Raw genomic sequence first — 20,569 nt, 5'->3', positions numbered from 1 at the left:
GCTTACAGCTCCTTGCGCAGACGCGGATCCAGCACATCGCGCAGCCCGTCGCCGACGAGTTGCAGCGACAGCACGGACAGCACGATGGCCACGCCGGGGAAGATCATGATCCAGTCGGCCGAGCCCATGTATTGCTGGCCGGCGTTGATCATGGTGCCCCAGGTGGGAATGTCGGGCGAGACGCCCACGCCCAGAAACGACAGACCGGCTTCGGCCAGGATGGCGTAGGCGAAGATGAACGTGCCCTGCACCAGGATGGGCGACACCAGGTTGCGCAGCACGTGCACGGTCACGATGCGCCAGGTCGGTACACCCAGGGCGCGCGCCGCCTCCACGAACGGCAGTTCGCGAATCACCAGCGTGGATGCCCGCACGATACGCGCCAGGCGCGGCGTGTAGACGATGCCCAGCGCGATGACCACGTTGATGAGCGAGGGGCCGAGCGCCGCGACCAGCGCGATGGCCAGCAGGATGTCGGGAAAGGCCATCATGGCGTCGATGAGCCGCGACACGAACTTGTCGGCGCCGCGGAAGAACCCGGCGATCAGGCCCAGCGCGATGCCGAGCACGCTGGACAGCACCACGACCGCGAAGCCCACCGACAGCGAGAGGCGGCCACCGTGCACCACGCGACTGAACACATCGCGGCCGAAGTCGTCGGTGCCGAACCAGTTCGTGGGGCTCGGCGCCTTGAGCCGGTTCATGATCGACAGCTTGAACGGGTCGTGCGGGCTGATCCAGGGCGCGAGCAGGACGGCCGCGACCAGCACGATCAGTACGATCAGGCTGATGAGCACGGTCTTGCGCGCCACCAGCAGTTTGAGCAGTTGCCAGCGATCGTGACCGGCATCCATGGTTTGCGTTGCGATTGCCATGTCAGTAGCGCACCCGGGGGTCGACCACGAGGTACAGCAGGTCGATGAACAAGTTGATGAGCACGTAGATCGCGGCGATCACGAGCAGGGCGCCCTGAATCACCGGGTAGTCGCGGCGCAGCACCGCGGACACCACCAGATTGCCCACGCCCGGCAGGCCGAACACCGTCTCGGTGACCACCGCGCCGCTGATGAGCAGCGCGGTTGTCAGGCCCAGCACGGTGAGGATCGGAATCAGGGCGTTGCGCACGGCGTGCTTGAGCACGACGCGATGTTCGGGCAGGCCCTTGGCGCGCGCCGTGCGCACGTAATCGTCGCGCAGCACGTCGAGCATGCTGGCGCGGATGAAGCGGGTGATGAGCGCCGAATTGACCAGGCCCAGCACCACGGCGGGCAGGATCAGGTGCGACAGACGGGTGCCGATCGAGGCATCGGGGCCGCCATAGCCCGCCACCGGCAGCCAGCCCAGTTTGACCGAGAAGATCTGCATCAGGATCAGCCCCAGCCAGAAGCTCGGCACGCTGGAGGTGAACATCGAGAACGTCAGGACCGACTGGTCGAGCGCCGTCCCTCGCTTCACCGCCGAAAGAATGCCCACCGGCAACGCGATGGCGCTGGCGATGAGCAGCGACATCAGCGTGAGCCAGAAGGTCGGCTCGGCGCGGTCGGCCAGTGCCGACAGCACGGGCTTGTTCAGAAAAATCGATTGGCCGAGATCGCCCTGCGCGAGTTGGCCGAGCCAATGCACGTACTGGACCGGCAGCGGCTGATCGAGACCCAGGCGCGCGCGCAGGGCCGAGATGTCGGCCTGGCTGGCTTCGGGGCCGAGCATCACGGCGGCGGGATCCCCCGGCGTGACCCGGATGATGATGAACACGATGGTGGCCACGATGAACATCACCGCGACCAGGCCTACCAGCCGGTTCAAGAGATAACGCAACACGGAAACTTCCTCATTCGGTCGACGCGCGTAGCGGGGGACTGCGGGGCGAGGCGCCGGTCCGGAGACCGGCGCCGCCGTTCAAGACGGCTCTTGCGACAGGGCGCGCGCCTTACTTGCCGGCGGCCTTCCAGGCATTCCAGAAGTACGGCCACGGCGCGGGACGGGTCCCTTGCAGGGCGGGCGAGCGCGCCGACTGCGCGTTGAAATCGCCGACCTTAATGAAGGGCACTTCGTCGTACACGGCCTGCTGCACATCCGCCCAGCGCTTCACGCGCTCTTCCTGCGTGCCGGCCTGGTTGAAGGCGTCGAGCACCTGATTGCGGCGCGGCGTGTCCCACCAGCCCGGGGCGTCCTTCGACGGGAAGTCGATCAGCGCGGGTTCGGGCAGGAAGGGGCTGTGCGTAATGAAGATGTCCCACAGGGCGGGATCCTGACGCCGCTGCGTGAGCGTGGCCCAGTCGACCACCTGCATGTCGACCTTGAAGCCGGCGGCCTTCAGATACTCGGCCGCGACCAGCGCCATCTTGTAATGGAACTCGTACTGCTGGCTGGTGAGGATGCGGATGGTGCGATCGGACACATTGGCGCCGTCCACGAGCTTCTTCGCGCCGGCGGCGTCGCCCTTGTTGTAGAACTTGTCGCCCAGCTTGGTGGCCCAGGGGTAGCCTTCCGGATAGAGGTCGCCATTCAGACGGTAGAACTCTTTTTTGCCGAACGCCGCGAACAACATGTCTTCTTCGTTCAGCGCGAGCTGCACGGCCTGACGCACGGCCAGGTTCGACATGATGCCCTGCTTGGTGTTGAGCACCAGGCGCGGCCAGCCGAACGGCCGCAGCATCACCGGATCGGAGCGGCCGCTCTTGAGCTTGTCGATCGACTCGACCGGCAGCGAATCCACATAATCGAACTGGCCCGCGACGGCGGCCTCGACGCGCGTGTTCGCATTGCTCACCGGCACGAAACGGATCTCGTCGAGATACTGCTTGCGTGCGCCGCCGTAGCCATCGGGCTCGCCCGGGCGCGACTGATAGCCGTCGAAGCGCGTGAGCTGGATGTATTGATCGGGCAGGCGCGCCTTCAACTGATAGGGGCCGGTGCCGACGAACTCGGTGAGTTGCGGCGCGATCTTGCCCTTGGGCAGCACGATGGCCGCGCTGTTGTTCATGGCCAGCAGCGCGGTGAGCGGCGCGTAGGGCTGCTTGAGCGTGATCTTGATCGTGTTGGCGTCCGGTGCCTCGATCGCGCTGATGAGCTTGGCGGCCGACTTGCCGCGCGAAGCCACTTCGGTCCAGCGCTTGAGCGAGGCCAGCACGTCGGCGGAATCCATCTTCGCGCCATCATGGAACGTGATGCCCTGACGCAGCGCGATGGTGTAGGTCAGACCATCCGCGCTGATCTCGGGCATCTTCTCGGCCAGCAGCGGCGTGAGGTTCCACTTGCCGTCGAAGGTGTAGAGCGTCTCGAAGATGTGCTGCGAGACGATGCCGACCAGGTCGGCCGTGCTGGTCATCGGATCGAGCGTGGGCGGCTCGCCGATGGTGGCGACCGAGATGGTGCCGCCTTTGACGGGATCGGCCGCGAGGGCCGGCGTGGCATGCAGCGACAGGCCAAGCAGGCCGGCCAGCAACAGGCGGCCAAAGCCGCCCGCGGGGCGGGTGGTGCGCAGATTCATGGGTGGTCTCCAGGGAGGGACTACAACAAACTGCCAGGGTCAGAAATAGGTCTTGGCGACACCGGTGACGTTGTGGTCGTCGTCGATCATGAGGATCTGGCGCCACTTGTCGAATGTGAGGCAGGGGTGCGAAATGTCGAAGGCGATCATGTCGCCGACCACGATGTCATCGCCGGCTTCGATATCCATGAAGGCGTGCTGATCCATCATGGCGGTGAGTTTCCAGTGCGCCGGCGCGGCGCGCGGTTTGTCGGGCGTCGCGCCGGGGCGATACACCGTGGCGGGCACCGGCAGGCCCGCGTCGAAAGCGGCATCGCGCTTGCCCAGCGCCACGATCGCGCGGCGAGCCTCGGGCACCGACTGGACATAGGCCCATACCTGCAGCGCGGGCTGCAACCCGGGGGCGAGCCGTTGCGCCACCGGGTTGTGCGCGCCGATGCGCTCGGCGGCGCTGCGGTAAATGCCGACGTCATGGCTGAGATAGCAACCGGGGCGCAGCACGATATCCAGCGGCTGGCCGATCTCCAGGCCCGACCATGCCTCGGCGACCACGTCGAACCAGGCCGAGCCGGCGCCGGTGAGCAGGGCCGGGCCCGCCTGATGCAGGCGGCCCGCGTCGGCCAACGCGCGCAGCGTGGACGCGGCCCGCGCGAGAAACGCGCGGATGGCGCTCTCTTCCTGCAGCACGCCTTCGTAGACCTCCACGCCTGCCAGGGCCACTGCGCCGGGCCACTTGGCGAGCTCGTCGAGCACGGCCTGCAACTGCGCGTCGTCGCGCACGCCGTTGCGCCCGCCCGTCACGCCGAGCTCGATGAGCACGGGCAGCGTCTGGCCCGCGGCCTCGAAGAAGGCCCCCAGCTGGGCGACATTGGCCGGCGAATCGACGAGGCAATAGAAACTGAATTCGGGATCGCGCAGCAGGTTGGCGATGATGGCCATGTTGGCCCGGCCGACCAGCTGGTTGGCCATCAGGACGCGGCGCACACCGTGGCGGTAGGCGGCCTGCGTCTGCGGCGCGGTGGCCAGCGTGATGCCCCAGGCGCCGCTGTCGATCTGGCGGCGAAACAAGGTCGGGCTCATGGTGGTCTTGCCGTGCGGCGCCAGTTTGACGCGGTACGCTTCCATGAACTGCTGCATCCACTGCAGGTTGTGCCGCACGCGGCTCTCGGACAGCACGGCGACCGGCAGGCTCACGTCTTCCGCCAGCAGATTCCAGCCCAGGTCGGCGACCTGGGCGTTGGTACAGGCGGGGTCGAACAGTCCCAGGCCTTTGCCGTCGGCGTCGAGGGGGAGCGGGGTCGGCAGGGAAGTCGCCATGGGATGCGTCCTTGAAAACTTTTACCAATAAATGGCCTTAATAAAATTATCCTGAAAAGAATTTACAGGCGGGAGCTGGGATTTTCCCTAGGACCGGTTGGGGCTCATGGTGTAATGAGGGGCTACGGCTGCGGCCGGGTTTTCTCGTTTTTTTGCTGTCGCCCATGAGCAACGATCTGTTCGATGCCGATCCCACCCATCGGCCCTATGTGCCGCTGGCCGAACGCCTGCGGCCGCGTACGCTGGCCGACGTGGTCGGGCAATCGCATCTGCTCGGTCCGGGCAAGCCGCTGCGCGTGGCTTTCGACTCGGGCCGGCCTCACTCGATGATTTTCTGGGGACCGCCGGGGGTGGGCAAGACGACCCTGGCGCGCCTCATGGCGGATGGTTTCGACGCGCAGTTCATCGCGATTTCCGCGGTGCTGGGTGGCGTGAAAGACATTCGCGACGCCGTCGTCACCGCCCAGGTGGCGCAGGGGCAGGGCCGCCGCACCATCCTGTTCGTGGATGAGGTGCACCGCTTCAACAAATCGCAGCAGGACGCCTTCCTGCCGTATGTCGAAAGCGGCCTGTTCACCTTCATCGGCGCCACCACCGAAAACCCATCCTTCGAGGTGAACTCGGCACTGCTGTCGCGAGCGCGCGTCTACGTGCTGCAATCGCTCAATGTCGAAGAGCTCACGCAGCTGGTCGAGCGCGCCGTGGCGTCGTTCAACCAGAGCCGCGAAGAGGCGCCCGTCACGTTCGACGCCGAAGCCGTGCAACAGCTGGCCGCGTGGGCCGATGGCGATGCCCGCCGCGTGATCAGCGCGGTCGAGGTGGTGGCCGAATCCGCCGAGTCCGCCGGCCATCGCCTCGTCGATCCGGCCTGGCTCGAAACCGCGCTCTCGCAGAACCTGCGTCGTTTCGACAAGGGCGGAGACGCGTTCTACGACCAGATCAGCGCGCTGCACAAGTCGGTGCGCGGCTCGGCGCCCGACGCGGCGCTTTATTGGCTGGCACGCATGCTCGATGGCGGCGCCGATCCCAAGTATCTGGGCCGGCGCATCGTACGCATGGCGATCGAAGACATCGGTCTGGCCGATCCGCGTGCCACCGAGCTGGCCGTGAGCGGTGCCGACATCTACGAACGCCTGGGCTCGCCCGAGGGCGAGCTGGCGCTGGCGCAGGCGGTGGTCTACATGGCCTGTGCGGCCAAGTCGAACGCCGTCTACAACGCCTACAACACGGCGCGCAAGTTTGCCGCCGAGCATGGCAGCGCGCCGGTGCCCATGCATCTGCGCAATGCGCCCACCAAGCTCATGAAGCAACTGGGCCATGGCCACGCCTATCGCTACGCCCACGACGAGCCGCACGGCTACGCCGCGGGCGAGAACTATTTCCCCGATGGCCTCAATCCGCGCTTCTATCGGCCGACCGATCGCGGGCTGGAGGCTAAAATCCAGCAGAAGCTGGCGTTCCTGCGCGAGCTCGACGCGCAAGAGCGCGACAAGAAGCGCTGAAGCACCCGCTTTCGCGCCCAATCAACCTAAGACCCAAACCATGCTAGATCCGATACTGCTGCGCAAAGACCTGCAAACCGTCGTGGACCGTCTCCAAAGCCGAGGCGTCTCTTTCGACACGGAACGGTTCAACGACCTGGAGTCTCGCCGCAAGGCCGTCCAGACCGAAACCGAATCCCTGCAGGCCCGGCGCAACGCATTGGCCAAGCAGATCGGCCAGCTCAAGGCCAAGGGTGAAGACGCCTCCGCCGTGATGGCCGAGTCGCAAGCCGTGCCGGCCCGCCTGAAGCAGCTCGAAGAAGAGCTGAGCCTGCTGCAGCAACAGATCAACGAGCTGCTGATGTCGGTGCCCAACCTGCCGCACGCGAGCGTGCCGGTCGGCAAGTCCAGCGACGACAACGTCGAAGTGCGCCGCTGGCTGCCCGCGGCCGCCGGCCCCGACGGCAATCCGGCGCCGCTGGGTTTTGCGCCGCAAGACCACGTTGCGCTGGGCGAGCCGCTCGGTCTCGATTTCGACACGGCCGCCAAGCTGTCGGGCGCCCGTTTTTCGTTCATGCGCGGCCCGATCGCCCGCCTGCATCGCGCCCTGGCGCAGTTCATGCTCGACCTGCAAACCGGCGAGCACAGCTACACCGAGTGCTATACCCCTTACATCGTCAACAGCTCCACGCTCTACGGCACCGGCCAGCTGCCCAAGTTCAAGGACGACATGTTCGCGGTCTCGAAGGGCGGCGGCGATGACGATCCCAAGGTCGACGAGCACGGCAATGCCTTCGTGCGCGAAGACCAATACCTCATCTCCACCTCCGAGATCACGCTCACCAGCGTGGTTCGCGACAGCATCGTGGCCGGCAACGATCTGCCGATCCGCATGACCGCGCATACGCCGTGCTTCCGCTCCGAAGCGGGTAGCGGCGGCCGCGACACGCGCGGCATGATCCGCCAGCATCAGTTCGACAAGGTCGAAATGGTCCAGATCGTGGCGCCCGATCAGTCGTACGACGCGCTCGAGCAGATGTGCGGCCACGCCGAACAGGTGCTCCAACGCCTGGGCCTGCCGTACCGCGTCATGCTGCTGTGTACCGGTGATATGGGCTTCGGCGCCACCAAGACCTACGACCTGGAGGTCTGGCTGCCGGCACAGAACACCTGGCGTGAGATTTCGTCCATCTCGAACTGCGAAAACTTCCAGGCTCGCCGGATGCAGGCGCGCTACCGTCCGACGCCGCAGGCCAAGCCGGAGTTCGTGCATACGCTCAACGGCTCCGGCCTGGCCGTGGGTCGTGCGCTGGTGGCGGTGCTCGAAAACTACCAGCAGGCCGATGGCAGCGTGGTGGTGCCCGAGGCACTGCGTCCGTACGTGGGTGGTCTGACCGTGCTCAAGGCCTGATCCGCTCAGCACCCGCAGCACCCGCAGCACCACGCAGAGCCCGGAGAGTTTTCTCCGGGCTTTGTCGTTTTGGCACGCTGCGAGGGCAGGGCGCGGCACGCGGCGTGCGTATCGGGCGATGCAGCGCGCACGATTTCACCGATTTGTACTGATTTTCGTCAGGGAAAACGCGGTCAGGCACGGCACTTGCTGTATGGGCTTCGCCTAAAGAGTGGTAGTCTGGAGGCGGGGGATAGCCATAATTGTGTCTTATGGCTCCGCTAGACTCTCAGTACTGCTGCTATTGATGTGACAAATATGTACAAGCGATTAAAAGGGCCGTATCTTGCGGCACAATAGCTCGCTAGGCAGGTATGTCCCCTTCATTTCAATAGAGGAAGCTAACCATGACTTCACGAATGATTGGCGATTTTCGAGTCCGTTGCAGCGTAGTGCCGCAAGATGGTCACGGATTTAGTGTCCGTGTCTGGACGCGCCGAGTTGGCGGTACCGCCCCCGAAAAAGGGTGGGAAATCCCCGGCCTGGCAGCCTACGCGAGCCAAGGTGAAGCCGAACAGGAAAGCCAGCAGATTTTCCAAAAAATCAATGGTGTACGTTTCAATGGTGAACCGGAGTTTGCACATGCGACCGCATAACGGCTGGTGGAAAACCACCAGCACCCCGCGCCGTTGGATCGAAGCGATCCGCGCCCAAGATCCGCGCCAGGCCGAAGTGGCCGACGTCGAATCCCAAGTGCAGAAGCTCGAACCCCAACCGGTCCAGGCTGCCGCCTGAACCAGGCGCTTGATGCAAAAGCCGCTCCGAAGAGCGGCTTTTTTCATGCCTGGCGCTGCCGTGAGAGAACACTGGGTCTGCCAAGCCGGGCGAGTCTCGGGCCAAGGGCTATACCAGCGGTACACGGAGCCGGCTCCGTGAGGCTTCGCCGGTGAGGCCGCCGGCTGGGCTTCCGTTGTCGGGCGCCCCTGGCCGGGCGCCCCTCGCCGGGCGCCCCTGGCCGGGCGCCCAGCTAGAGGCGCCCCTCGCCGGGCGCCCCGAACCGGGCTGGCCGCCTCAGCGGCGCCAGCCGTCGCCGTGGCCATGACCATGACCGTGGCCCTTGCCGCGGTAGTGTCCCGGAGGACCGCCGTGACGCCAGTGGCCGCGCGGGCCGCCGTAGTAGACCGGCGCCGGATAGACGACGGGCGGGGCCACGTACACGGGCGGCGGACGGTAGTAGACCGGGGGCGGGGCGTAGACGGGCGGCGGGGCCACATACACCGGCGCCGGGGCATAGACCGGCGGGGCGACGATGACGCCGGGGACCCCGATCGAGATGCCAACGTCCACCCGCGCCATCGCTGCACTCGAGAGAAGGAGGGCGGCGGCACCGAAACCGGCAATGAGCGTTTTTTTCATTTTTTCCTACCTTGCTGTCCAGGACAGCATCGTTCAGAGATTCGTTGGTTCTATTTTCCCGCGTTCGGGCCTCGTATTTGTACGAGCCCCTGCGGCAATGGCGACATTCCGCAACCAACACCCCTGTCCGCCACGGTGACATTGTCGCAATGCAGCAGGCCCGCCTCCAAGGAGACGGGCCTGCGTTGAAACCGACTGAAATCGACTGGAATAAGGTGGAATCGACGGCAGAAATTACATTCCCTCACCACCGTCCGGGCGCGCCAGCCGGAAGTCGAGCGCCCACACCCACGGATTGGCGCCCCAGGCCGCCTGACCGTAGCGTTCCGACCACGTTCCGGCGAAGTCCTGCACCGAGGTGCAGGCCTCGGCGAGCGCGTCGGCCACGCTGATCGACTGCAGGCGCTGCACCCGGATGCCCAGCAGAAACGCGTGCGCGAAGGGTGTGCCATCGAGCGCCGTGAGCGCGACCAGGGTGCCGGGCCGGCCGTAGGGGCACACGATCCAGTTGGACGGATCCGGCGCACGCGCGCCCGCCGCCGTTTCCTGGGCGAGCGCGAGCCAGCGCTCGGGGCTGCGCGGATCGCTGTACCAGCGGCGGGTGTGGGGGGGAGGTTGGGGTTTGAGGATGCGGCGCGTCTGGCGCCGGGTCCCTGCCAGAATGGCGGGTACGGAAGTCTGGGCGAACGGTAGCGCTTGCGCTTTCATCCGGGCTCCTGGGTGTCGGGGCAGTATGCCCCAATCGCGGCCGGATTGTCAGGGTGGCGTTTCCCCGAAGATTGCGGCGGGCGCCGTGGCAAGACGACGGCTTATTTGTATACTCGACGCATGACTACGCAACTGCCGCACGATCTCAAGCCCGGGTACTACTGGTACACCATGGAGAAGGACCCGCTGGCCATCATCCACATTCACGCCGATGGGGGCGCGACCCTCATGGGCACGGACTTCCGCATGGAGCCCGAAGGCGTCGCCGGCATGATCCGTCAGGGCGAACGCTTCTACTGGATCGAACCGCCGATCGTCTGACCCCGCGGGCCGCGGCGCTGCCGCATCCGGCCCGGCTCCTGGCGCATCCTCTACTACGCTGGCCGGTCCTGTTGGACCGGCCAGTTTGCCATCACGATGTCGTTTTTGCCGGCCTGCTTCGCGCGATACAGCGCGTGGTCCGAGGCCGCGTAGATGTCCCGCCACGCCGGTTGCAGACCGGGCGCGATCCATACCAGCCCGAAGGTCGCCGTCATGGCGGGCAGGGCGCGTCCCAGCTCGGCCGGGTCCAGTGCCCGGATCGCGAGCATCAGTTGCCGCGCCTGCCACATGGCGTCGGCCGGCGAGCGCGCCGAACAGATCGCCGCGAATTCGTCGCCACCCAGCCGACAGAGGCTGTCGCCCGTGCGACGCAGGACGCTGTTCGCGGCGCGCGCGACGAGGCGCAGCACCCGATCGCCGACGTGGTGGCCGTGCTGATCGTTGATGCGCTTGAAGTCGTCCAGATCGAACAGGATGAGCGCCACACCCTGCGCGCGTGCGTTCGCCTGCAGCGCGCGGCGCAGATGGGTCGAGAAATAGCGGCGGTTGTATGCGCCGGTCAGGTCGTCCGTGTGCGCCAGCGCGCGCAGCCGGGCATTCTCGTCGCGCAGCGCCTGCATGCGCGCCTGTATTGCCGGGGTCAGGCCGGACAGCCGCGGGCCAGTGGGACGGCCGCGCACGCCACCACGCCGGCGCGGGGCCGGCGGCGGTTCCACGGCAAGGGTGGGAAGGAGAAATCTGCGAGCGTCGATCATGGTCCTCTGCGAGTGCGGGCGCCAGGTCGCAAGACTAATGCGAATCGCGTGCTCGCTGGCGCTTGGCATGGTCAACAATTGCAAAGGGTGCGCCGAGGTGCGAACCACCGCACATGCGCGATTACGCCCACGCCGCCTCTACAATGCGCTTTCCCCCCTGATTCGAGGAGCAAGGCACGATGGACGCCGAATTCTGGCTCGAGCGCTGGCGCGATGGCCGTACTCACTTTCACCAGAGCCGGGTCACCCCGCTGCTGCAGAAATACTGGCCTGCCCTCGAGCTCGGCCCCGGTAGCCGGGTGCTGGTGCCGCTGGCCGGCAAATCGCTCGACATGTTGTGGCTGGCAGGGCAGGGGATGCAGGTCCTGGGCGTGGAGCTCGCGCGGCAGGCCGTCGAGCAGTTCTTCGACGAAAACACGCTCACCCCGGTCATCAGCCAGACCCCGGCGGGAGACCTTTATACGGCGGGCGATGTGGCGCTGTTGTGCGCCGATATCTTCGACCTGGACGCGGCCCTGCTGGGTTCGTGTCACGGCGTGTACGACCGCGCCGCGCTGGTCGCCCTGCCCGCCGACATGCGGGCCCGCTACGCGCGTCATGTGTACGGCCAGCTCGCGCCCGACTACCGCGGCATTCTGATCACGCTCGACTACCCGCAGGCGCAGATGGACGGGCCGCCGTTCTCCGTCAACGACGAAGAGGTGCAGCGGATCTACGCCGGCCACAGCCGCGCGACCCTGATCGATCGTCGCGACATCCTCGAAAAAGAGCCGAAGTTTCTGGACCGCGGCGTCGCGTGCCTGGACACGCTGGTCTATCGACTCGACGGCGCGCGCTGAGCGATCACCCGGCTGGGCGGCTGGGGCGGCCGGCGAGGTGCGGTCGGCGAGGTGCGGTCGGCGAGGTGCGGCCGGCCAGGTGCGGCCGGCGAGGTGCGACCGGCGAGGTGCGACCGGGTCGCCCCCGGTGCGACCGGGTCGGCTGATCCCGGCCGGCGTATCACCCGTGCAACGGAGCGGCTCTGCCTCGCGTCTCGCGGTTGCCAAACCGCCGGGGGGCGGGCAATAATTCCGGCTGAAAAGCAATTGATAACCGTTCGTATTCAACGGGCGGTGAGCGAGAACGCCACCGTGAGTGGACACAATCAGCCGTCCCAGGATTTCGAGCATCTGTATGGCAGCCACCACGGCTGGCTCTACAAGTGGCTGCATCGCCGACTGGGCAATGCGGCCGATGCCGCCGACCTCGCGCAGGATGCCTTCCTGCGCGTGCTGACCGGCAAATGCCGTTTCGACAACGACCCGCAGGCCCGCGTCTATCTTCGTACGATGGCCTCGGGCATGTGTGTCGACCTCTGGCGTCGGCGCGAGCTCGAACAGGCCTGGCTCGACACCCTGGCCGCCCGTCCCGAACCCACCGCGCCGTCCGCCGAACATCAGGCCATGGTGCTCGAGGCCCTCGGCGAAATCGACGCCATGCTGCGCGGATTGCCGCCGAAGGCCGCGCAGGCGTTCGTCATGGCGGTGGTCTGCGAAGCCACCGATGCCGAGGTGGCCGCTGCGCTGGACGTGTCGACGCGCATGGTGCGCAAGTATGTCGCCCAGGCCATGTTGCGCTGCATGTTGCTCGAAGCCCGGCTCGGACTCGATCCCGCGTCCTCGGCTGCGCGCCCGGCGCACATGCCGCCGCTGGCGGGCGCGCTGTGAGCGCCACCTCGCACCGCGTCAGGACCGACCCGCCCGTTCAGGAACCCTCTCACCGGGCCATGGAGCAGGCCGCCGACTGGTATGCCCTGCTGCGTTCGGGCGAGGCCAGCGCGCAGGATCATGCCGCGTGGCGGCTCTGGCTGGAGGGCGCCGCCGAGCATCAACAGGCGTGGCACTACGTCGAACGGATCGGCATGCGCTTCGCCCCGCTGCAGGCCAGCGCAGAGCGCGATGCCGCCGTCGCGGCCTACCGCCGCGTCTCGGCCGGCGGCGGACGCACGCGACGCCAGGTGGTCCTGGGACTGTTCGGCGCGATCGGCGCCGGATGGCTCGGCTGGGCAAGCTGGCGCCATACCCCCCTGCCCGCGCTCGCGGCGGGGTGGGGCGCCGATCACCGTGCAGGCATCGGCGAGACGCGCCAGATCTCGCTGCCGGACGGCACGCGCGTCTGGTTGCGCGCGCTCAGCGCCTTCAACGTCGACTACGGCGCATCGCTGCGCAGGCTGGAACTGGTCGAGGGCGAAATGCTGATCGACACGGCGCCCGATGCCGCCCGGCCGTTTGTCGTCGATACCGGCGCGGGGCGGCTGCAGGCGCTCGGAACGCGCTTCACCGTGCGGCAGGAGCACGACGCCGTGCTGGTCGCCGTGTTCGATGGGGCGGTGAGGGTGGCGCCGTCGCGAGGCGGCGCCACGGGTGTGGTGTCGGCGGGCGAACAAGCCTATTTCGGCGAAGACGGCCTGCGGCCGCGGGTCGCGGCCAACCCCGGGCACGAGGCCTGGACACGCGGCGTGCTGGTGGCCGACGGCCTCACGTTGGGTGAGGTGGTGGGCGAACTTCGCCGCTACCACCTGGGTCACCTCGGCCTTGCGCCCGAGATCGCGCATCTGCGCGTGTTCGGCAGCTTCCCGATCGACGACGTGCCGCGTGCGCTGGCCATGCTGGCCTCCGTCATGCCGATCCGGGTGCGCCAGCCACTGGCCTTCTGGATCAGCGTCGACGCGCGCGCGTAGCCGCGCGGCCTGTCGTTACAAATTCGGGTTCCGCATTTTCATGCCTCGTTCGATGAGGGAGGTAGAGAGCCAGTCATGCTCGCGCCGTGGGTTCCGCGGCGCCGGCGCGGCCAGGCTCGTACAGACCCATACATCGATTGAGAGCCCAGGTTCATCATGCCCGTTCGTTTTCCTCGCTCTGCGTCCACGATTCGACGCTCCCCCGCTGCGCGCGCATCCACTGCTGGTTTCGGCCGTACCCGTGCCTTGAGCCTCGCGCTGGCTTTGGCCGGTACCGCGCTGTGGGCCGCGCCCGCCGCCGCGCAGTCCGGCGCGGGCCAGGCCGAGGTGCAACGGCAATTCAACGTGCCGGCCGGCCCGCTGAATCAGGTGCTGGCACGGCTCGCGAACGAAACCGGCATTCTGCTGATCGCCACGCCTGAGCTGGTGGCGGGCCGGCAAAGTGCCGGCGTCCAGGGCAGCTTCACGCGGCAGGCGGCCCTGTCGCGGGCGCTGGCCGGCACCGGCCTGCGTGCCTCCCAGGATGCGCCGAATCAATATCGCCTGAGCCCCGTGCCTGCCGGTTCCGCGACCGAGCTCGAGACCGTGACGGTCACCGGCACCGCGACCACGGGCCTGTCGCCCGTCTACGCCGGCGGTCAGGTCGCCACGGGTGGCGCCCTCGGCCTGCTGGGCAATCGCGACGACATGGACACGCCGTTCAGCGTGACGCAGTACACCTCCAAGCTGATCGAAGATCAGCAGGCGCAGAACATCGGCGACGTGCTGGTCAACGATCCCTCGGTGCGCAATACCTACTCGCGCGGCGCCGGCCGCGACGAGTTCAACATCCGTGGCTTCACGCTCTACAACTACGACGTGTCGTTCAACGGCCTGTACGGCGTGTCGCCGCGCAACTCGAGCTCGCTGATCGGGGTGGAACGCGTGGAAGTGCTGCGCGGTCCGAACGCGCTGCTCAACGGCATGTCGCCCTACGGTTCGGTGGGAGGCTCGATCAACCTCGTGCCCAAACGTGCGGGCGCCGAACCGCTCAATCGCTACACGCTCTCGTACATCAGCGACAGCCAGTTCGGCCTGCACGCCGACCTCGCGCGCCGCTACGGCGACGCGCAGGAGTTCGGCGTGCGCCTGAACGTGGCGGGCAGCGGCGGCGATCTGGCCATGGATGGCGCCAACGAAGATCTGGGCGCCGTCGCCCTCGGCCTGGATTTCAAGGGCGATCGCTTCCGCATCGAGGGCGACATCAACTATCAGAATCGCGTCACCGACGCGCGCAGCGGGCTGCTGTTCCCTCCCGCGGCCGGTACCGACATCGGCCGCGCACCGGATGCGCGCCGCAACTTCTTCCCGTCGTGGACGTACTGGAAGACGAAGGAATGGTCGGGCGCGGTGCGTGCCGAGTACGACGTGGCCTCGGACTGGACGGTGTACGGCGCGCTCGGCGCGCGCAAGCATGATTTCGAAAGCATGCAGACCTCGTGGCTGATGCAGGATGGCAACGGCAGCATCGCGTCCATCCCGGCGCGCCTGGACGAGTCGCTCATCAGCAAGACGGGCGAGATCGGCGTGCGCGGCCTGTTCCACACCGGCCCGATCAAGCACCAGCCCGCGCTGAGCGCGAGCTTCATGGACATCGATTATTCGTCGGCCCGCGTCCGTTCGAGCATCGTCACGTCCAACATCTACCACCCCGCCGATCTGGCCAAGCCCAACATCGCGCGGCCGGGCGATCTGCCGCGCACGAGCGACACGCGTCTCTACAGCGTGGCGGCGGCCGACACGATGTCGTTCATGGATGACCGCGTGCAGTTCATCGCGGGCGTGCGCAATCAGCGCGTGCAGTCGACCAACTTCAGCGCGACCACGGGCGACGCCACCTCCAACTACGGCAAGTCGAAGCTCTCGCCGGCCTTTGCCCTGACGGTGCGCCCGGTGCGCCAGCTGTCGCTCTACACCAACTACATCCAGGGCCTGAGCCAGGGCGCCACCGCGCCGGCCGGCACGGCGAACGCCGGCGAGACGTTCGCGCCGGAAGTGGCCAAGCAGTTCGAGGTGGGCGCGAAGTACGACTTCGGTGATTTCACCACCACGCTCAGCGCGTTCCAGATCGAGCGCCCCAGCGGCTTCGTCGATCCCGGCTCCAACCGTTACGTCGTCAACGGCGAGCAGCGCAACCGCGGCATCGAGCTGCTGGGCGAGGGCGAACTCAGCCGCAGCGTGCGCGTGCTGGGTGGCGTGGCCTACACCGATGGCCGCCTCACGCGCACCGTCGGCGGGCTGAACGATGGCAATCGCGCGCCTGCCGTGCCGCGCTATCAATTCAATGCCGCCGTCGAGTGGGACACGCCGTTCGCGCAGGGCCTGACGCTCACGGCGCGCATGCTGCGCACCACCGATCAATACGTGGACGTCGGCAACACGCAGACCATCCCGGGCTGGACCCGCTTCGACGTGGGTGCGCGCTACGCGTTCAAGGCCGGCGGCACGCCGATGGTCATGCGCGCGACGGTCGAGAACGTGTTCAACAAGAACTACTGGCAATCCGCCGCACGCGAGGGCCTGACCGTGGGCGCGCCGCTGACCGTGCTGCTGTCGCTGAGCGCGGAATTCTGACGCGCGCGGCATGAGCGGGCGCGGTACGGCGCAGGGGCACGAAAGCCTGCGCCAGGCGATGAGTTGGCTGCACACCTGGGCCGGGCTGCTGCTCGGCTGGGTGCTGTACGCCGTGCTCTGGACCGGCACGCTCGCCTACTACCGGGCCGAAATCACGGCCTGGATGCAGCCCGAGCTGCCGGTGGTCGCCGCCTTGCCCGAGGCCGGGCAGGCCGCGGTGCTGGCGCAGGCGTACATGACCCGGCACCACGCGGATTCGCCGCGCTGGACGCTGGTGCTGCCCACGCCGCGCGAGCCGCGGATCACGCTTGCCTACGAGGAGGCCGCGCCGGTAGCGGGGCAGCCGGGCTTTGGCACCGCGCTGCTGCATCCGGTCACGGGCGCGCCGCTCACGCCGCGTTCGACGCGCGGGGGCGACTTCTTCTATCGCTTTCATTACGAACTTCAGCTGGCCTATCCATGGGGCCGCTGGATCGCCGGCGTTGCCGCGATGTTCATGCTGGTCGCGGTCGTGAGCGGCGTCATCGTGCATCGCAAGCTGTTCCAGGATTTCTTTGTGTTTAGGCCGGGCCGCGATAGGCCGGGCCGCGTTAGGCCGGGCCGCGGCGGTTCTGACGGCTCCCGTCAGCTCGTTGCGAGTCTGCGCGGCGCGACTTCGAGCGGAAGCGGGACTAAGGTGGGCGATGCAGGGAGGCGTCAGGCCACCCGACGCGGCGGCGGCGCGCGCGCGTGGATGGACGGTCACAACGTGCTGGCGGTACTCGGCCTGCCGTTCCACCTCATGATCTCGTTCACGGGATTGATCCTGCTGATGAGCATGCTGATGCCGGCCGGCATCCTCGCGGCCTATGACGACACGCGCCATTTCACCGCGCAACTCGTGCCGGGACATCGGGCGCCGCCGGCGTCGGGCGTGGCATCGCCGCTGATGCCGCTGCAATCGATGGTGGAGCGAGCCGAGGCGCAGTGGGACGGTCGGGCAGGGCGCGTGACGGTGCTGCACGGCGGCGACGCGGCCGCCACGGTGGTCGTGCAGCGCCTCGCCGCCGAGCGCGTGTCGCACAGCCTCGTGCCGCCCGCGCTCGCCTACGAGGGCGCCACCGGCAGGCCGATCGGAGACCCCAAGGATCGCAGCCCGGCGCTCGTCGCGGTCGGCGGTCTCATCGGCCTGCATCTCGGCTGGTTCGCCGAGCCCATGCTGCGCGCGCTGTACTTCCTGATCGGCATGGCCAGCACGGCCATGGTCGCGACGGGCCTGATCCTGTGGCTGGCCAAGCGCCGCCAGAAAGGCGCGCGGGCAAGCCCGACAAGCTTGCCCGATGCCAGCCCGTCGCTACGCCTCGTCAACGCCCTGAACATCGCCACGATCGCGGGCCTGCCCCTCGCCACCGCGGCCTATTTCTGGGCCAATCGCCTGTTGCCGGCCGATCTGCCGACGCGCGCGTCCTGGGAAGTGCGCGCGTTCTTCATCGCGTGGCTGGCGGCCTGTGCCTGGACCCTGATTGCGCGCCGCAATCGCTGGCGTGACCTGCTCGGTGCGTCCGCGCTGCTGCTCATGGGCCTGCCGCTGCTCAACGCGTTCACGGCCTCGCACCTAATCGCCACGATGGCGCAGGGCGATGGCGTGCGTGCCGGCTTCGAGATGGTCTGCATCGGCGGCGGCGCGGTGCTGGGCTGGATCGGGTATCGCAGCGGGCAACCCTGACGCAGCGTTCTCCGGCGTGCGGGTCCTGCCTGCGCATGTGGGCCACGCCCGCTGCGCGGCATCGGGCGCCGGTGTGGAACCGAAGCGCGGCGGGCGTTACTCATCCGGCAATATGCCCATCCGATGAATCGCCTTAGGAGCCGAATGTGACCGCGCAGCTCATCCATGACAGACTTCCCGGCCTGGTTGCCCTGGTATCGGATAAAGACGTGGCGAAGGCCACCACGGAAATTCATCAGGCGCGCGTGGCGAATCTCGAAAACAAGATGGCCGACCTGATCGGCAAGATTCAAGGCAATAAGGCGCTCGCCAGCCTGCTGCAAGGCGTGCTGACGCAGATCAACGCCCTCGTTGCACTTCTCCCGGCCGAAAGCAACCATCCGGATGACCGCGTGCCCGATACGCGTGAAATCCGACAGGCCGCTTATGACGCCGCCTATGCGGCCCTGCCCGCGGAGTTGCTTTTGCCCATGTCGGCGAATGACCTGCCCGCGCCTACGCGCGAAGAGTTGGCGGAATCAACCCGCATGGTCGAGTACAAGCTCTTGACGGCGGCCAGAGAGCTGGCCTCCGACATGGTCGACCTGAAGTTCACCATGGGCAAGCACGAAGAGGCCAGCGCACTGCGGGCCAAGTTCTACGAAGCGTTGGGAACCGAGCTGTACTACTAAGGAGGGATTGCGCCTCGCCATGGGACGAGACGTCGTGGCACTGCCCGGCATTGCCGTGCCGGCACGCGGGCGAAATTGCGCGACGCGGTGTTTTGCGCAGCGGGCTCGACGGTGACGAGTGACCGGGCCGGTAGTCGGAAAACAAAAAGGCCCCGAAAGATCGGGGCCTGTAGCGCAGCACTGAGTGCTTGAATCCTGGCGGAGAGGGTGGGATTCGAACCCACGATACGCCTAAACGTATACCGGATTTCGAGTCCGGCGCATTCGACCACTCTGCCACCTCTCCGTGACGGGTACTGCTGCAAGGAAGCTCCGTGATGCGTCTTGTGGTCTTAAGCTCGCATCAGGGCGGATAACGATGCATCCGCAAGGCCTTGCCTTTTACTTCTGGTTTTCACTTCGCTGGGTTCAGGAGCATTTCTGTTCTTGAGCAGCGAAGCCCGCCATTCTACACAAAAAAATCCGCTTGTGTGAACGTTGCTCAAATTTTTTTGAATTCTTGCATCGCGCGGCGGTGCGGCATGCGCCGCGACGCGCCGAATTTTGCCAGAATGCGGCCAAGAGTGCTGGCGCGGGCCGGCGCCTTCTCGAGCGGGCCTGCCTTCCGGGCATGCCCCGTCATGGATCATGGACCTCATCACGCTGCTGTTGCTGGCCGCCGTCATCTGCGTACCCCTGGCGCACCGCCTCGGCCTGGGCGCCATTCCGGGCTATCTGCTGGCCGGCATGGCGATCGGGCCGTCCGGTCTGAGCATGGTCACCGACGTGCCGCAGATCCTCAACGTCTCCGAATGGGGCGTGGTGATGATGCTGTTCGTGATCGGACTCGAGCTCGCGCCCAGGCGCCTGTGGGGCATGCGGCGCGAGGTCTTCGGCGCCGGGACGCTGCAGGTGCTGGCGTGCGGCCTGGTGCTGGGGCTGGTGTTCGGGGCCGGGCTGCGGCACCTGGCCGGGATGTCCTGGGTCGCGGCGGTGCTGTGCGGTCTGTCGCTCTCGCTTTCTTCCACGGCGGTGGCGCTGCGGCTGCTCGAAGAGCGCGGTTTGTTGAAGACGCCGGTGGGCTACTCGGCGCTCGGTGTCTTGCTGTTCCAGGACATGGCGGCGATTCCCATGCTGGTCGCGGCTGGGCTGCTGGGCTCGGGCGGGGCGAGCGCGCCGTCGTTCGGGGTGGCCCTCGCCGGGGTCGCCGTGGTGCTCGTCATGCGGCGCGTACGGCTGCTGAGCCTGGTGGTGCGCACGAAGGTCCGTGAGCTGTTCACGGCGGCCACCTTGCTGATCGTGCTGGGCTCGGCGCAGTTGTTCGACTACGCCGGTCTGTCGGCGGGCCTGGGTGGCTTTCTGGTGGGAGTGCTGCTGGCCGAGTCGTCGTATCGCGAGGAGCTCGAGCGCACCATCGAACCGTTCAAGGGTCTGTTGCTGGGGCTGTTCTTCCTCGCGGTGGGCATGTCGGTGAACGTGCGCGAGGCCTGGACATTCTGGCCGTATGTGCTCGCGGGCGTGGCGGCGCTGTTGCTCATCAAGCTCGCCCTCATCTACGTGCTGGCGCGCATCGTGGGCCTGCCGCACTACCATCGGCTGCTCTACGCACTGGTGCTGGCGCAGGGCGGCGAGTTCAGCTTCGTGATCTTCAACGAGGCCTGGGACAACAACCTCATGACGCTGGCGCAGCGCGACCTGCTGGCCGTGGTGGTGGCGATATCGATGGGCCTGGTGCCGTGCCTGATCCGTTTGCTCGAGCGGCTCCCCGCGCGGTATGGCGGGATCGCGGGCATGGACGTGACGCCGGTGGGCTTCGAGGGGCCCGCCGCCGAATCCGAGGGCGCGAGCGGCGAGGCCCGGATCCGGGCCTCGGACGCCGCGGCGATCGCTGCGGGCACAACGGTCGACGGCGACGGCCCCGACGCACGCCGCCCCTGACAGCGCCATGAACGCCTTGTCGATAGCGCGGCGGTGGTCGGCTGTGCCATGATAGATCGATGCGGC

19 protein-coding genes and 1 tRNA gene are annotated in these 20,569 nt (G+C 67.2%); 12 read left to right on the top strand and 8 right to left on the bottom strand.

Translation table 11 applies throughout. From position 1 onward, the window contains the following. Positions 1 to 2 precede the first annotated feature (2 nt). From CAL25_RS09255 to CAL25_RS09240, 4 genes are all read right to left on the bottom strand, one after another. Positions 3 to 875 carry an ABC transporter permease gene (locus CAL25_RS09255; RefSeq protein WP_094799681.1) on the bottom strand — a complete coding sequence of 291 codons (873 nt, stop codon included), beginning with the start codon at positions 873 to 875 and terminating at the stop codon, positions 3 to 5. Position 876: 1 nt separating this feature from the next. Next, positions 877 to 1,818, bottom strand: coding sequence for an ABC transporter permease (locus tag CAL25_RS09250; protein WP_094799680.1), 942 nt, complete (start codon positions 1,816 to 1,818; stop codon positions 877 to 879). A 109-nt stretch (positions 1,819 to 1,927) separates the two neighbouring features. Beyond that, positions 1,928 to 3,490 (bottom strand): ABC transporter substrate-binding protein, encoded by a 1,563-nt coding sequence (locus tag CAL25_RS09245; protein WP_094799679.1) that lies wholly within the window; start codon positions 3,488 to 3,490, stop codon positions 1,928 to 1,930. Between the two features lie 39 nt (positions 3,491 to 3,529). Continuing rightward, positions 3,530 to 4,807: an amino acid deaminase gene (locus CAL25_RS09240; protein WP_094799678.1), complete on the bottom strand. Its 1,278-nt coding sequence runs from the start codon at positions 4,805 to 4,807 to the stop codon at positions 3,530 to 3,532. A gap of 164 nt (positions 4,808 to 4,971) precedes the next feature. Here CAL25_RS09240 and CAL25_RS09235 point away from each other — a divergent pair, with 164 nt between their 5' ends. The 4 genes from CAL25_RS09235 (at position 4,972) to CAL25_RS24190 (ending at position 8,473) form a co-directional block, all read left to right on the top strand. Continuing rightward, positions 4,972 to 6,309 (top strand): replication-associated recombination protein A, encoded by a 1,338-nt coding sequence (locus CAL25_RS09235; protein WP_094800191.1) that lies wholly within the window; start codon positions 4,972 to 4,974, stop codon positions 6,307 to 6,309. Positions 6,310 to 6,349: 40 nt separating this feature from the next. Then, complete coding sequence (gene serS / locus CAL25_RS09230; protein ID WP_094799677.1) at positions 6,350 to 7,699, top strand: serine--tRNA ligase; 1,350 nt, start codon at positions 6,350 to 6,352, stop codon at positions 7,697 to 7,699. A 386-nt stretch (positions 7,700 to 8,085) separates the two neighbouring features. Continuing rightward, the gene (locus CAL25_RS09225; RefSeq protein ID WP_094799676.1) at positions 8,086 to 8,334 is read left to right on the top strand and encodes a hypothetical protein; all 249 of its coding nucleotides are present in this window, start codon (positions 8,086 to 8,088) and stop codon (positions 8,332 to 8,334) included. Next, positions 8,321 to 8,473, top strand: coding sequence for a hypothetical protein (locus CAL25_RS24190; protein ID WP_170948450.1), 153 nt, complete (start codon positions 8,321 to 8,323; stop codon positions 8,471 to 8,473). The genes CAL25_RS09225 and CAL25_RS24190 overlap by 14 nt, the downstream gene beginning before the upstream one ends. Before the next feature lie 276 nt (positions 8,474 to 8,749). On the opposite strand, the gene CAL25_RS09220 is transcribed toward CAL25_RS24190, so the two are convergent. Beyond that, positions 8,750 to 9,094, bottom strand: coding sequence for a virulence factor (locus CAL25_RS09220; protein ID WP_094799675.1), 345 nt, complete (start codon positions 9,092 to 9,094; stop codon positions 8,750 to 8,752). Between the two features lie 234 nt (positions 9,095 to 9,328). Next, the gene (locus tag CAL25_RS09215; RefSeq protein WP_094799674.1) at positions 9,329 to 9,802 is read right to left on the bottom strand and encodes a hypothetical protein; all 474 of its coding nucleotides are present in this window, start codon (positions 9,800 to 9,802) and stop codon (positions 9,329 to 9,331) included. A gap of 120 nt (positions 9,803 to 9,922) precedes the next feature. On the opposite strand from CAL25_RS09215, the gene CAL25_RS09210 reads away from it, so the two are divergent. Next, positions 9,923 to 10,123, top strand: a complete 201-nt coding sequence (locus CAL25_RS09210) for a hypothetical protein (protein WP_170948442.1) — start codon at positions 9,923 to 9,925, stop codon at positions 10,121 to 10,123. Between the two features lie 53 nt (positions 10,124 to 10,176). Here the strand turns inward: CAL25_RS09210 and CAL25_RS09205 are convergent, their stop codons facing one another. Next, the gene (locus CAL25_RS09205) at positions 10,177 to 10,878 is read right to left on the bottom strand and encodes a GGDEF domain-containing protein (RefSeq protein ID WP_170948449.1); all 702 of its coding nucleotides are present in this window, start codon (positions 10,876 to 10,878) and stop codon (positions 10,177 to 10,179) included. A 179-nt stretch (positions 10,879 to 11,057) separates the two neighbouring features. Between CAL25_RS09205 and CAL25_RS09200 the strand changes: the two genes are divergently transcribed. From CAL25_RS09200 to CAL25_RS09175, 6 genes are all read left to right on the top strand, one after another. Continuing rightward, complete coding sequence (locus CAL25_RS09200) at positions 11,058 to 11,717, top strand: thiopurine S-methyltransferase (protein WP_094799672.1); 660 nt, start codon at positions 11,058 to 11,060, stop codon at positions 11,715 to 11,717. A gap of 291 nt (positions 11,718 to 12,008) precedes the next feature. After that, the gene (locus CAL25_RS09195; protein WP_094800187.1) at positions 12,009 to 12,584 is read left to right on the top strand and encodes a sigma-70 family RNA polymerase sigma factor; all 576 of its coding nucleotides are present in this window, start codon (positions 12,009 to 12,011) and stop codon (positions 12,582 to 12,584) included. Positions 12,585 to 12,643: 59 nt separating this feature from the next. After that, positions 12,644 to 13,597: a FecR domain-containing protein gene (locus CAL25_RS09190; RefSeq protein WP_094799671.1), complete on the top strand. Its 954-nt coding sequence runs from the start codon at positions 12,644 to 12,646 to the stop codon at positions 13,595 to 13,597. A 246-nt stretch (positions 13,598 to 13,843) separates the two neighbouring features. After that, positions 13,844 to 16,210: a TonB-dependent receptor gene (locus CAL25_RS09185; protein ID WP_249279005.1), complete on the top strand. Its 2,367-nt coding sequence runs from the start codon at positions 13,844 to 13,846 to the stop codon at positions 16,208 to 16,210. Positions 16,211 to 16,220: 10 nt separating this feature from the next. Beyond that, complete coding sequence (locus CAL25_RS09180; protein ID WP_094799669.1) at positions 16,221 to 17,915, top strand: PepSY-associated TM helix domain-containing protein; 1,695 nt, start codon at positions 16,221 to 16,223, stop codon at positions 17,913 to 17,915. Between the two features lie 146 nt (positions 17,916 to 18,061). After that, positions 18,062 to 18,586: a hypothetical protein gene (locus CAL25_RS09175; protein WP_094799668.1), complete on the top strand. Its 525-nt coding sequence runs from the start codon at positions 18,062 to 18,064 to the stop codon at positions 18,584 to 18,586. A 196-nt stretch (positions 18,587 to 18,782) separates the two neighbouring features. Here CAL25_RS09175 and CAL25_RS09170 read toward each other — a convergent pair. Continuing rightward, positions 18,783 to 18,872 (bottom strand) — tRNA-Ser (locus tag CAL25_RS09170). A 341-nt stretch (positions 18,873 to 19,213) separates the two neighbouring features. On the opposite strand from CAL25_RS09170, the gene CAL25_RS09165 reads away from it, so the two are divergent. Beyond that, positions 19,214 to 20,503, top strand: coding sequence for a cation:proton antiporter (locus CAL25_RS09165; RefSeq protein ID WP_094799667.1), 1,290 nt, complete (start codon positions 19,214 to 19,216; stop codon positions 20,501 to 20,503). Positions 20,504 to 20,569: the final 66 nt, after the last annotated feature.

This window comes from Bordetella genomosp. 5 (genome assembly GCF_002261315.1).
In the GTDB taxonomy this organism is placed as follows: Bacteria; Pseudomonadota; Gammaproteobacteria; order Burkholderiales; family Burkholderiaceae_B; genus Bordetella.
The sequence above is the reverse complement of the archived record's forward strand: the minus strand, read 5'-3'. Positions and strand labels throughout refer to the sequence as shown.